The following is an 11,168-nucleotide window of genomic DNA, read 5'->3' on the forward strand; positions in this document are numbered from 1 at the left end:
CTGGTAAGCAGAGTTTTTGAAATGTAAGGCCTTTGAATAAGACAAAAGGCTGCCTCATCGCTAACTTTGCAACAGTGCCGGATTGAATATAACCGACGTGACTGTTACATTTAGGTGGCTAAACCCGTCAAGCCCTCAGGAGTGAATCATGACCGTAGTCACGACCGCCGATACCTCCCAACTGTACGCACTTGCAGCCCGACATGGGCTCAAGCTCCATGGCCCGCTGACTGTCAATGAGCTTGGGCTCGACTATAGGATCGTGATCGCCACCGTCGACGATGGACGTCGGTGGGTGCTGCGCATCCCGCGCCGAGCCGAGGTAAGCGCGAAGGTCGAACCAGAGGCGCGGGTGCTGGCAATGCTCAAGAATCGCCTGCCGTTCGCGGTGCCGGACTGGCGCGTGGCCAACGCCGAGCTCGTTGCCTATCCCATGCTCGAAGACTCGACTGCGATGGTCATCCAGCCTGGTTCGTCCACGCCCGACTGGGTCGTGCCGCAGGACTCGGAGGTCTTCGCGGAGAGCTTCGCGACCGCGCTCGCCGCCCTGCATGCCGTCCCCATTTCCGCCGCCGTGGATGCGGGGATGCTCATCCGTACACCGACGCAGGCCCGTCAGAAGGTGGCCGACGACGTTGACCGCGTCCGACGCGAGTTCGTGGTGAACGACAAGCGCCTCCACCGGTGGCAGCGCTGGCTCGACGACGATTCGTCGTGGCCAGATTTCTCCGTGGTGGTGCATGGCGATCTCTACGTGGGCCATGTGCTCATCGACAACACGGAGCGCGTCAGCGGGATGATCGACTGGAGCGAGGCCCGCGTTGATGACCCTGCCATCGACATGGCCGCGCACCTTATGGTCTTTGGTGAAGAGGGGCTCGCGAAGCTCCTCCTCACGTATGAAGCGGCCGGTGGCCGGGTGTGGCCGCGGCTCGCCCACCACATCGCGGAGCGCCTTGCGTTCGGGGCGGTCACCTACGCACTCTTCGCCCTCGACTCGGGTAACGAAGAGTACCTCGCTGCGGCGAAGGCGCAGCTCGCCGCAGCGGAATGAGCGAACGTCGATATAGCCCGCTCGCGACGCTGTTCGCGGCGACCTTTCTCTTCCGGATCGGCAACGCGGTGGCGGCCCTCGCGCTTCCATGGTTCGTCCTGTCTCATACAAAGAGCGCGGCCTGGGCGGGCGCCACGGCCGCTAGCAGCGTCATCGCGACCATCATCGGCGCGTGGGTTGGTGGTGGCCTCGTCGATCGGTTCGGGCGCGCGCCCGTCGCATTGATCTCGGGTGTGGTGGGCGGCGTGGCCATGGCGAGCATCCCACTGCTCGATGCCGTTGGCGCCCTCTCGAACACTGGGCTGATCGCTTGCGTGGTGCTCGGTGCCGCGTTCGACGCACCCGGTATGGCCGCGCAGGACAGTGAGCTGCCCAAACTCGGCCACGTCGCCGGGCTCTCCGTTGAGCGCGTCTCGTCACTGAAAGCGGTGATCGGGAACGTCGCGATTCTAGGTGGCCCGGCCCTTGGGGGGGCCGCAATCGGCCTGCTTGGCGCTGCGCCAACGCTCGGGCTGACGGCGTTCTGCTCCGTCCTTGCAGGTCTGCTCGGCGCGTGGGTGCTTCCCGCGCGTGCCGCTCGGACGATGACCACGACGGCGACTCTCTCCATGCGCGCCGGCGTCGCTTTTCTCTGGAGCGAACCCCTGCTGCGCCCTCTCTTTGGTATAGTGATGATCTTCGTGGGCATCGTTGGCGCCAACGGCAGCGTCATCATGCCTGCGCTGTTTGTAGATGCAGGACGCCAAGTAGCAGAGCTCGGGCTGTTCTCCTCAATGATGGGGGCTGGTGGTCTCCTTGGCATTGCCATTCATGCGTCGGTCGGCGCCCGGATATCAGCGCAGAACTGGCTGGCGGTGGCATTTTGTGGCTCTGCGGTGGGCTCGCTTCTGCTTTCACAGTTGCCAGGCGTGCCGGTGCTGATGTTGTTGGGCGCGCTCGTGGGACTGCTGACCGGCTCAGTCTCTCCCATTCTCAACGCTGCCATCTACAACCGCACGCCGCCAGAACTTCTCGGCCGGGTACTCGGCACGGTCTCGGCGGTGATGCTGTCAGCCTCGCCCATGGTTATGCTTGCGGCCGGCGCGTTTGTCGACCTTGCTGGTCCGCTCCCTGGCCTCGTTGTATCGGCCGTGTTTGCGGGGCTCGTGGCTCTACTCTCGCTCCGTCTTCAATTTGCTACAATGGCGGCGGCAGCCACAGCCTCCGCCCCAACCCATACAGAAGGTGAACACTGATGCCCCGCCCCAAGCTCAAGTCCGATGACGAGGTACTCGAGGCCGCCACCGTAGTGCTGAAGCGTTGCGGTCCCATAGAGTTCACGCTCAGCGGAGTAGCAAAGGAGGTGGGGCTCTCCCGCGCAGCGTTAATCCAGCGCTTCACCAACCGCGATACGCTGCTGGTGAGGATGATGGAGCGCGGCGTCGAGCAGGTGCGGCATTACCTGAATGCGATACCGATAGGCGCAGGGCCGCAAGGGCTCTGGGAATTTTTGCAGGTGCTCGTTCGGAGCATGAACACTCGCAACGACTTCTCGGTGAACTATCTCATCTCCTGGTACGAGCTCCAGGTGCCGGAGCTACGCACGCTTGCGATCCAGCGGAACCGCGCGGTGGTGGAGGGGATCCGCAAGCGACTGCCCCCAGGTGCTCCTGCGGCAGCTGAGTTGCTCCTGCACTCGGTCATCGCTGGCGCGACGATGCAGTGGGCCGTCGATCCGGATGGTGAGCTAGCTGATCATGTGCTGGCTCAGATCGCTGCCATCCTGTGTTTAATGTTTCCCGAACACGACGATTTCCAACTCCTCCAGGCACATGCGTAAACGGAGGTGTGCAGAGTCCCTGCGGCAGGCGACGAACACGACCGTCGTCGATTAGTACCGGTACGGTCGGTGGTATCGAAGTCTTGATCACCACTCAGGTCTACGGCTTACAAATGGTGACCATCCCGATACTTGCGTCAGAGCACCGGGCCGATTCTTTGACAGTGAATCACTCCCGTAAGGTTGTGCCGGTGTGGGTGTCCCGGGTCGAGACGATACTCCGCCAATGCGCCCAGCAAACAACCTGGCCATCGCAGGTGGTGGGGAGCGGTGTGGCGGATGAGTTGGACAAGTTGGTGTAGCAGCACGAGCACGGCGAGATAACATCGCAGGAGTTCGACATGCTCAAGAGACAGCTGATTGCGAATCGCGATGCAGATTCATAACCCGATTGCGGGTTGGCTTCACTCCACCATCACCGAGCAGACTAGCACGGCGGGCTCTGTTGCAAAGATTGGCGGCAGTCAGAGGTAGGCTGTCGCTCTGCGCCGATCAGGCGGCTGCTGCGAAATGGTGGTTGAGCATGCCCATGGCCTCCGTCAGCGCCGAGGGCCCAATGCCAAAAGCTCTCTCCACAAGGCGCACCTCGCCCCTGATGCCGGGCTGCAGGCACCAGGGGCGAGCCTGTCCTTTGCGCAGGGCTCGCATGACTTCGAATCCCTTGATCGTGGCATAGGCCGTGGGGATCGATTTGAAACCGCGCACCGGCTTGATCAGTATCTTGAGCTTTCCGTGATCGGCCTCGATCACGTTATTGAGATACTTCACCTGCCGGTGGGCCGTCTCCCGGTCCAGCTTTCCTTCGCGCTTCAATTCGGTGATCGCTGCACCATAGCTCGGCGCTTTGTCGGTATTGAGCGTGGCAGGCTTTTCCCAGTGCTTCAGGCCTCGCAGGGCCTTGCCCAGGAACCGCTTCGCTGCCTTGGCGCTGCGGGTCGGCGACAGGTAGAAATCGATCGTGTCGCCCCGCTTGTCGACTGCCCGGTACAGGTAGGTCCACTTGCCCCGCACCTTGACGTAGGTTTCATCCAGGCGCCAGCTCGGATCAAAGCCACGCCGCCAGAACCAGCGCAGCCGCTTCTCCATCTCCGGGGCGTAGCACTGGACCCAGCGATAGATCGTCGTATGGTCGACCGAAATGCCGCGTTCCGCCAGCATTTCCTCAAGGTCGCGATAGCTGATCGGATAGCGACAATACCAGCGCACCGCCCACAGGATCACATCACCCTGGAAATGGCGCCACTTGAAATCCGTCATCGTTCCGTCCGTCCAATCTCCGCCAAGCATGCTCAAGCTTCACGATTTTTGCAACAGAGCCCACACGAGTATTGAGCATAGTCGAGATTGGTGCAGATCACTTCTGATATTGAACTGTCAGGAGCTGGCTGCACAACAGCCATTACGCCCAATCAACTGGTGCAGTCGTCTTCTGAAAATGACAATCCAGTTAGGGTATAGCTCAACCTGACATAGAAGCAAAAACTCAACCACCTTCTACCAACTCTCCGAACAGCTCCTTGACCTTTGTTTTCGCATCAGCAAGTGCAGTTCTGCCTTGTTCAGTGATGTCATAAACACGCCGTTCACGTCGCCCGGTGCGTTCGTGGCGTGAGGTCAGATAGCCTTTTTTTTCCAGGCCGTGCAGCATCGGGTACACGGTGCCAGCGCTCATCTCGTAGCCGTGTCGGCGTAGCTCTTCGATGATCCCCAGCCCAAAGACAGGTTCCTCGGCTGCATGGTGAAGGATGTGCAGGCGGATCAAACCGCCGTAGAGGTCTTTGTCAGTCATTTTTTGTGCCTCACAGAGCGACGCTCAACAGCCACCCAGCTGCACCGCTACCGAGGACAACCAGCCACGGCGGGAGCTTCCAGAACATAAGTGCGACAAGGGCAACTAATGCCAAGCCGAAGTCTTGCGGCTGAAAGATGGCGCTAGTCCATACAGGCTGATACAGCGCGGCCAGCAGCAAGCCGACTACAGCGGCATTGATCCCGGCCAGCGCAGCTTGGATGCCTGTATTGCGGCGCAAACGCTCCCAAAATGGCATTGATCCGACGACCAGCAAGAACGAGGGCGCGAAGATAGCCAGCAGACACACAATGCCGCCGATCCAGCCCGACGGGGCGGTGTTCATCGAGGCACCAAGAAACGCGGCGAACGTGAACAAAGGGCCGGGCACCGCTTGAGCTGCCCCGTACCCCGCGAGAAAGGATTCATTGTTGACCCAGCCGGAGGGCACCACTTCGGCTTGCAGTAATGGCAGCACAACGTGACCACCGCCGAACACCAGTGATCCGACACGATAGAAGGAATCCACCATTGCCATGGTTTGACTTGGCATCAGTTCGGCCAACACCGGCAGGCCAATCAGCAAGACAAAGAACAGCGAGAGCCAAAGCACGCCGGCCCGGTGACTGACCGTGATAGGTAGGGGGTCATGCTCAACAACTTTCGCTGGCTTGAACAATAACCGGCCTGCGATGCCTGCGATAGCAATCACGCCAACCTGTCCCCACGCGGACGGCACAAGTAAAACGACGCAGGTAGCAATTGCCATGATGGTGACTCGCAGCCCATCCGTGCATAGGTTACGCGCCATGCCCCATACTGCTTGAGCGACCACGGCCACAGCCACCACTTTTAAGCCATGCAACGCGCCCTGCGAGACGTAATCGCCATAGCTGGAGATGCCGAGCGCAAAAAGGATCAAGGCTATGGCAGACGGCAGCGTGAAGCCAGCCCAAGCAGCCAGCGCCCCGCTGTATCCAGCCCGAGACAGTCCTACCGCTATGCCGACCTGGCTGCTTGCAGGCCCTGGCAAGAACTGACAAAGCGCGACCAAGTCAGCATAGCTCCGTTCGGAGAGCCAGCGCCGCCGTGTGACAAATTCGGCGCGGAAGTAGCCCAAGTGCGCAATGGGGCCGCCAAAAGATGTCAATCCAAGCCGCAGAAAAATAAGAAAGACCGACCATGGTCTGCTGTCATCGGTAGGGTTATTCGTCATACTTTCGCCTTCATGATCTGCAACGAGTTGATCAATAATAAGCGAAATTCGATAACGAAATTCGATATAAATCTAGAAAAAAATACCTCTATGTGTACTACGCAGTTTTAGCTGTGGCTTTCACAGGAGCACGCTTACTTACGGCTTAGCGTGCTTTATTTTCCGTTTTCTGAGGCGATCCCTAGGAGCTCGGATCTCAGGACGAAGGTCTCCGCGAATGTCCGGTCGATCCGCGCGACGTCCCAGGCGGGCGTTCCCTTGGCGGACATCCACGCCGCAGCGTCGTGCATCAGCCGCACAACCTCGTCGATATCACCCGAGCAGGCGACCCGAACGTTCGGAGGCTCCTCGCTGTCCATTCGCTCCCCTGGCGCGGTATGAACCGCCGCCTCATAGTGCAGTTTGATCCTGACGAGCCCAGCATGTCTGCGCCCACCTTCGCGGAACCTGACCAGGGTCCGCTAGCGGGCGGCCGGAAGGTGAATGCTAGGCATGATCTAACCCTCGGTCTCTGGCGTCGCGACTGCGAAATTTCGCGAGGGTTTCCGAGAAGGTGATTGCGCTTCGCAGATCTCCAGGCGCGTGGGTGCGGACGTAGTCAGCGCCATTGCCGATCGCGTGAAGTTCCGCCGCAAGGCTCGCTGGACCCAGATCCTTTACAGGAAGGCCAACGGTGGCGCCCAAGAAGGATTTCCGCGACACCGAGACCAATAGCGGAAGCCCCAACGCCGACTTCAGCTTTTGAAGGTTCGACAGCACGTGCAGCGATGTTTCCGGTGCGGGGCTCAAGAAAAATCCCATCCCCGGATCGAGGATGAGCCGGTCGGCAGCGACCCCGCTCCGTCGCAAGGCGGAAACCCGCGCCTCGAAGAACCGCACAATCTCGTCGAGCGCGTCTTCGGGTCGAAGGTGACCGGTGCGGGTGGCGATGCCATCCCGCTGCGCTGAGTGCATAACCACCAGCCTGCAGTCCGCCTCAGCAATATCGGGATAGAGCGCAGGGTCAGGAAATCCTTGGATATCGTTCAGGTAGCCCACGCCGCGCTTGAGCGCATAGCGCTGGGTTTCCGGTTGGAAGCTGTCGATTGAAACACGGTGCATCTGATCGGACAGGGCGTCTAAGAGCGGCGCAATACGTCTGATCTCATCGGCCGGCGATACAGGCCTCGCGTCCGGATGGCTGGCGGCCGGTCCGACATCCACGACGTCTGATCCGACTCGCAGCATTTCGATCGCCGCGGTGACAGCGCCGGCGGGGTCTAGCCGCCGGCTCTCATCGAAGAAGGAGTCCTCGGTGAGATTCAGAATGCCGAACACCGTCACCATGGCGTCGGCCTCCGCAGCGACTTCCACGATGGGGATCGGGCGAGCAAAAAGGCAGCAATTATGAGCCCCATACCTACAAAGCCCCACGCATCAAGCTTTTGCCCATGAAGCAACCAGGCAATGGCTGTAATTATGACGACGCCGAGTCCCGACCAGACTGCATAAGCAACACCGACAGGGATGGATTTCAGAACCAGAGAAAGAAAATAAAATGCGATGCCATAACCGATTATGACAACGGCGGAAGGGGCAAGCTTAGTAAAGCCCTCGCTAGATTTTAATGCGGATGTTGCGATTACTTCGCCAACTATTGCGATAACAAGAAAAAGCCAGCCTTTCATGATATATCTCCCAATTTGTGTAGGGCTTATTATGCACGCTTAAAAATAATAAAAGCAGACTTGACCTGATAGTTTGGCTGTGAGCAATTATGTGCTTAGTGCATCTAACGCCGGAGTTAAGCCGCCGCGCGTAGCGCGGTCGGCTTGAACGAATTGTTAGACATCATTTACCAACTGACTTGATGATCTCGCCTTTCACAAAGCGAATAAATTCTTCCAAGTGATCTGCGCGTGAGGCCAAGTGATCTTCTTTTTGTCCCAGATAAGCTTGCTTAGCTTCAAGTAAGACGGGCTGATACTGGGCAGGTAGGCGTTTTATTGCCCAGTCGGCAGCGACATCCTTCGGCGCGATTTTGCCGGTTATTGCGCTGTACCAAATGCGGGACAACGTAAGCACTACATTTCGCTCATCGCCGGCCCAGTCGGGCTGCGAGTTCCATAGCTTCAAGGTTTCCCTCAGCGCCTCGAATAGATCCTGTTCAGGAACCGGGTCAAAGAATTCCTCCGCTGCCGGACCTACCAAGGCAACGCTATGTTCTCTTGCTTTTGTAAGCAGGATAGCTAGATCAATGTCGATCATGGCTGGCTCGAAGATACCCGCAAGAATGTCATTGCGCTGCCATTCTCCAAATTGCAGCTCGCGCTTAGCCGGATAACGCCACGGGATGATGTCGTCATGCACGACAAGGGTGACTTCTATAGCGCGGAGCGTCTCGCTCTCGCCAGGGAAAGCCGAAGCCTCCATAAGATCATTGAGCAATGCTCGCCGCGTCGTTTCATCAAGCTTTACGGCCACAGTAACCAACAAATCAATATCGCTGTATGGCTTCAGGCCGCCATCCACTGCGGAGCCGTACAAATGCACGGCCAGCAACGTTGATTCCAGATGGCGCTCAATGACGCTTAGCACCTCTGATAGTTGGTTCGAAATTTCGATGGTCACCGCTTCCCTCATGATGTCTAACGGGCGAGGTAAGCCGACCGCAGAATGCGGGTCGGCTTGACCGAAATGTTAGAACCAGAAGCCAAAACGGATAACTTGAATTTGGCGACGGGCGCTAACCGTGAAAAAACGCTGCGCCACCGAGGCGGCACAGCACTGCAAAAACGATAGCTGCTTGCGCTTGCTACGCAAGGGCTAGAGGCCAAAAAGACTGAAAACCTGCGCAGCCCATGCAGGCGAAGCCCGGAAAAAAGGCAAAACAGGCACTGAATAACGCCTGAAAAGCTAAATGCCGTTTGAATAAACATGAGCTAAATAAAGCTGGGTTTCAGTGGTGCTAACGTTGGACGTAACGAGAGCCGGAGCGCAGCGGAGGGAACCAAAATGCGCAGCATTTTGGCGTCCCGTTGACGGAATGGTTAGCCGTTTCGACGCGCATAAACGGAGTGGGTGTACGGAATTACAGCTTGAATGGTTTCGGTTGAGACAAGCTCGAATTCTGTTTCGTTGAGCATTGGGAAGAAGGCGTCACCCTCGAAGGTTTGATGTACCTCAGATAGAAACACGCCGTGGGCGTGAGGTAGTGCCAGAGTGTATATCTCAGCTCCGCCCGCGACGTAGAGTTCATTGCCGAGTTCGGATGCCAAAGCGATAGCGTGCGACAGCGTTGAAACAACTACGCAGCCAGTGGCGCGGTAGTTAGCTTGGCGTGAGATTACCAATGTGTGACGGTTCGGTAGAGGCTTGCCGATAGACTCAAAGGTCTTTCGCCCCATGACAACGACTTTTCCCTCAGTGAGTCTGCGAAAAATCTTCTGCTCACCCGGAATTTTCCAGGGGATATTAGGACCATTGCCAATAACCCGATTGGCTCCCATCGCAGCAACGAGATAAATGCGTACTGATTCCGAGTTCATATGGCTAACTTTGTTTTAGGGCGACTGCCCTGCTGCGTAACATCGTTGCTGCTCCATAACATCAAACATCGACCCACGGCGTAACGCGCTTGCTGCTTGGATGCCCGAGGCATAGACTGTACAAAAAAACAGTCATAACAAGCCATGAAAACCGCCACTGCGCCGTTACCACCGCTGCGTTCGGTCAAGGTTCTGGACCAGTTGCGTGAGCGCATACGCTACTTGCATTACAGCTTACCAACCGAACAGGCTTATGTCCACTGGGTTCGTGCCTTCATCCGTTTCCACGGTGTGCGTCACCCGGCAACCTTGGGCAGCAGCGAAGTCGAGGCATTTCTGTCCTGGCTGGCGAACGAGCGCAAGGTTTCGGTCTCCACGCATCGTCAGGCATTGGCGGCCTTGCTGTTCTTCTACGGCAAGGTGCTGTGCACGGATCTGCCCTGGCTTCAGGAGATCGGAAGACCTCGGCCGTCGCGGCGCTTGCCGGTGGTGCTGACCCCGGATGAAGTGGTTCGCATCCTCGGTTTTCTGGAAGGCGAGCATCGTTTGTTCGCCCAGCTTCTGTATGGAACGGGCATGCGGATCAGTGAGGGTTTGCAACTGCGGGTCAAGGATCTGGATTTCGATCACGGCACGATCATCGTGCGGGAGGGCAAGGGCTCCAAGGATCGGGCCTTGATGTTACCCGAGAGCTTGGCACCCAGCCTGCGCGAGCAGCTGTCGCGTGCACGGGCATGGTGGCTGAAGGACCAGGCCGAGGGCCGCAGCGGCGTTGCGCTTCCCGACGCCCTTGAGCGGAAGTATCCGCGCGCCGGGCATTCCTGGCCGTGGTTCTGGGTTTTTGCGCAGCACACGCATTCGACCGATCCACGGAGCGGTGTCGTGCGTCGCCATCACATGTATGACCAGACCTTTCAGCGCGCCTTCAAACGTGCCGTAGAACAAGCAGGCATCACGAAGCCCGCCACACCGCACACCCTCCGCCACTCGTTCGCGACGGCCTTGCTCCGCAGCGGTTACGACATTCGAACCGTGCAGGATCTGCTCGGCCATTCCGACGTCTCTACGACGATGATTTACACGCATGTGCTGAAAGTTGGCGGTGCCGGAGTGCGCTCACCGCTTGATGCGCTGCCGCCCCTCACTAGTGAGAGGTAGGGCAGCGCAAGTCAATCCTGGCGGATTCACTACCCCTGCGCGAAGGCCATCGGTGCCGCATCGAACGGCCGGTTGCGGAAAGTCCTCCCTGCGTCCGCTGATGGCCGGCAGCAGCCCGTCGTTGCCTGATGGATCCAACCCCTCCGCTGCTATAGTGCAGTCGGCTTCTGACGTTCAGTGCAGCCGTCTTCTGAAAACGACAATGGAGGTGGTAGCCGAGGGGGCACTGTTGCAAAGTTAGCGATGAGGCAGCCTTTTGTCTTATTCAAAGGCCTTACATTTCAAAAACTCTGCTTACCAGGCGCATTTCGCCCAGGGGATCACCATAATAAAATGCTGAGGCCTGGCCTTTGCGTAGTGCACGCATCACCTCAATACCTTTGATGGTGGCGTAAGCCGTCTTCATGGATTTAAATCCCAGCGTGGCGCCGATTATCCGTTTCAGTTTGCCATGATCGCATTCAATCACGTTGTTCCGGTACTTAATCTGTCGGTGTTCAACGTCAGACTGGCACCGGCCTTCGCGTTTGAGCAGAGCAAGCGCGCGACCATAGGCGGGCGCTTTATCCGTGTTGATGAATCGCGGGATCTGCCACTTCTTCACG

At 58.3% G+C, this 11,168-nt stretch carries 12 protein-coding genes and 2 pseudogenes; 4 read left to right on the plus strand and 10 right to left on the minus strand.

Annotated elements, in window-relative coordinates; genetic code table 11:
* Positions 1 to 148: 148 nt before the first annotated feature.
* The 3 genes from OGX94_RS05965 to mphR(A) are packed head-to-tail and all read left to right on the plus strand — an operon-like array spanning position 149 to position 2,873.
* The gene (locus OGX94_RS05965; protein WP_000219391.1) at positions 149 to 1,054 is read left to right on the plus strand and encodes an Mph(A) family macrolide 2'-phosphotransferase; all 906 of its coding nucleotides are present in this window, start codon (positions 149 to 151) and stop codon (positions 1,052 to 1,054) included.
* Positions 1,051 to 2,289 carry a phosphorylated macrolide efflux MFS transporter Mrx(A) gene (mrx(A), locus tag OGX94_RS05970; protein ID WP_000004159.1) on the plus strand — a complete coding sequence of 413 codons (1,239 nt, stop codon included), beginning with the start codon at positions 1,051 to 1,053 and terminating at the stop codon, positions 2,287 to 2,289. The genes OGX94_RS05965 and mrx(A) overlap by 4 nt, the downstream gene beginning before the upstream one ends.
* Entirely contained in the window at positions 2,289 to 2,873 is a 585-nt protein-coding gene (mphR(A), locus tag OGX94_RS05975; protein WP_001137892.1) for a macrolide-binding transcriptional repressor MphR(A), read from the plus strand. Before mrx(A) ends, mphR(A) begins: the two co-directional genes overlap by 1 nt.
* A gap of 492 nt (positions 2,874 to 3,365) precedes the next feature.
* Here mphR(A) and OGX94_RS05980 read toward each other — a convergent pair whose 3' ends face one another.
* The 9 genes and pseudogenes from OGX94_RS05980 to dfrA12 form a co-directional block, all read right to left on the minus strand.
* On the minus strand, positions 3,366 to 4,130 hold the full coding sequence (locus OGX94_RS05980) for an IS6-like element IS6100 family transposase (RefSeq protein ID WP_001389365.1): 765 nt from the start codon (positions 4,128 to 4,130) through the stop codon (positions 3,366 to 3,368).
* Positions 4,131 to 4,356: 226 nt separating this feature from the next.
* Positions 4,357 to 4,662 carry a PadR family transcriptional regulator gene (locus OGX94_RS05990; RefSeq protein WP_000130000.1) on the minus strand — a complete coding sequence of 102 codons (306 nt, stop codon included), beginning with the start codon at positions 4,660 to 4,662 and terminating at the stop codon, positions 4,357 to 4,359.
* A gap of 10 nt (positions 4,663 to 4,672) precedes the next feature.
* Entirely contained in the window at positions 4,673 to 5,878 is a 1,206-nt protein-coding gene (chrA, locus tag OGX94_RS05995; RefSeq protein ID WP_000184001.1) for a chromate efflux transporter, read from the minus strand.
* Between the two features lie 161 nt (positions 5,879 to 6,039).
* Positions 6,040 to 6,237, minus strand: a pseudogene (locus OGX94_RS06000) (hypothetical protein); the annotation flags it as partial.
* Positions 6,238 to 6,364: 127 nt separating this feature from the next.
* Positions 6,365 to 7,204, minus strand: coding sequence for a sulfonamide-resistant dihydropteroate synthase Sul1 (gene sul1, locus OGX94_RS06005; protein ID WP_000259031.1), 840 nt, complete (start codon positions 7,202 to 7,204; stop codon positions 6,365 to 6,367).
* On the minus strand, positions 7,198 to 7,545 hold the full coding sequence (locus tag OGX94_RS06010; protein WP_000679427.1) for a quaternary ammonium compound efflux SMR transporter QacE delta 1: 348 nt from the start codon (positions 7,543 to 7,545) through the stop codon (positions 7,198 to 7,200). The genes sul1 and OGX94_RS06010 overlap by 7 nt, the downstream gene beginning before the upstream one ends.
* Before the next feature lie 163 nt (positions 7,546 to 7,708).
* On the minus strand, positions 7,709 to 8,500 hold the full coding sequence (locus tag OGX94_RS06015) for an ANT(3'')-Ia family aminoglycoside nucleotidyltransferase AadA2 (protein WP_001206356.1): 792 nt from the start codon (positions 8,498 to 8,500) through the stop codon (positions 7,709 to 7,711).
* A gap of 5 nt (positions 8,501 to 8,505) precedes the next feature.
* On the minus strand, positions 8,506 to 8,796 hold the full coding sequence (locus tag OGX94_RS06020; RefSeq protein WP_001336345.1) for a DUF1010 domain-containing protein: 291 nt from the start codon (positions 8,794 to 8,796) through the stop codon (positions 8,506 to 8,508).
* A gap of 111 nt (positions 8,797 to 8,907) precedes the next feature.
* The gene (gene dfrA12, locus OGX94_RS06025) at positions 8,908 to 9,405 is read right to left on the minus strand and encodes a trimethoprim-resistant dihydrofolate reductase DfrA12 (protein ID WP_001083725.1); all 498 of its coding nucleotides are present in this window, start codon (positions 9,403 to 9,405) and stop codon (positions 8,908 to 8,910) included.
* A 144-nt stretch (positions 9,406 to 9,549) separates the two neighbouring features.
* Between dfrA12 and intI1 the strand changes: the two genes are divergently transcribed.
* On the plus strand, positions 9,550 to 10,563 hold the full coding sequence (gene intI1 / locus OGX94_RS06030; RefSeq protein WP_000845039.1) for a class 1 integron integrase IntI1: 1,014 nt from the start codon (positions 9,550 to 9,552) through the stop codon (positions 10,561 to 10,563).
* Positions 10,564 to 10,837: 274 nt separating this feature from the next.
* On the opposite strand, the pseudogene OGX94_RS06035 reads toward intI1, so the two are convergent.
* A pseudogene (locus tag OGX94_RS06035) lies at positions 10,838 to 11,168 on the minus strand (IS6-like element IS26 family transposase); the annotation flags it as partial.

Origin of the sequence: Citrobacter sp. Cpo037, from assembly GCF_030332945.1 — a bacterium.
Lineage (GTDB): Bacteria > Pseudomonadota > Gammaproteobacteria > Enterobacterales > Enterobacteriaceae > Citrobacter > Citrobacter portucalensis.

Bases quoted from the DNA above. Each gene is read 5' to 3' on its own strand.
- OGX94_RS05965 (WP_000219391.1), top strand. From the start codon at position 149: ATGACCGTAGTCACGACCGCCGATACCTCCCAACTGTACGCACTTGCA.
- OGX94_RS05980 (WP_001389365.1), bottom strand. From the start codon at position 4,130: ATGACGGATTTCAAGTGGCGCCATTTCCAGGGTGATGTGATCCTGTGG.
- OGX94_RS05990 (WP_000130000.1), bottom strand. From the start codon at position 4,662: ATGACTGACAAAGACCTCTACGGCGGTTTGATCCGCCTGCACATCCTT.
- chrA (WP_000184001.1), bottom strand. From the start codon at position 5,878: ATGACGAATAACCCTACCGATGACAGCAGACCATGGTCGGTCTTTCTT.
- sul1 (WP_000259031.1), bottom strand. From the start codon at position 7,204: ATGGTGACGGTGTTCGGCATTCTGAATCTCACCGAGGACTCCTTCTTC.
- OGX94_RS06010 (WP_000679427.1), bottom strand. From the start codon at position 7,545: ATGAAAGGCTGGCTTTTTCTTGTTATCGCAATAGTTGGCGAAGTAATC.
- OGX94_RS06015 (WP_001206356.1), bottom strand. From the start codon at position 8,500: ATGAGGGAAGCGGTGACCATCGAAATTTCGAACCAACTATCAGAGGTG.
- OGX94_RS06020 (WP_001336345.1), bottom strand. From the start codon at position 8,796: ATGTTTATTCAAACGGCATTTAGCTTTTCAGGCGTTATTCAGTGCCTG.
- dfrA12 (WP_001083725.1), bottom strand. From the start codon at position 9,405: ATGAACTCGGAATCAGTACGCATTTATCTCGTTGCTGCGATGGGAGCC.
- intI1 (WP_000845039.1), top strand. From the start codon at position 9,550: ATGAAAACCGCCACTGCGCCGTTACCACCGCTGCGTTCGGTCAAGGTT.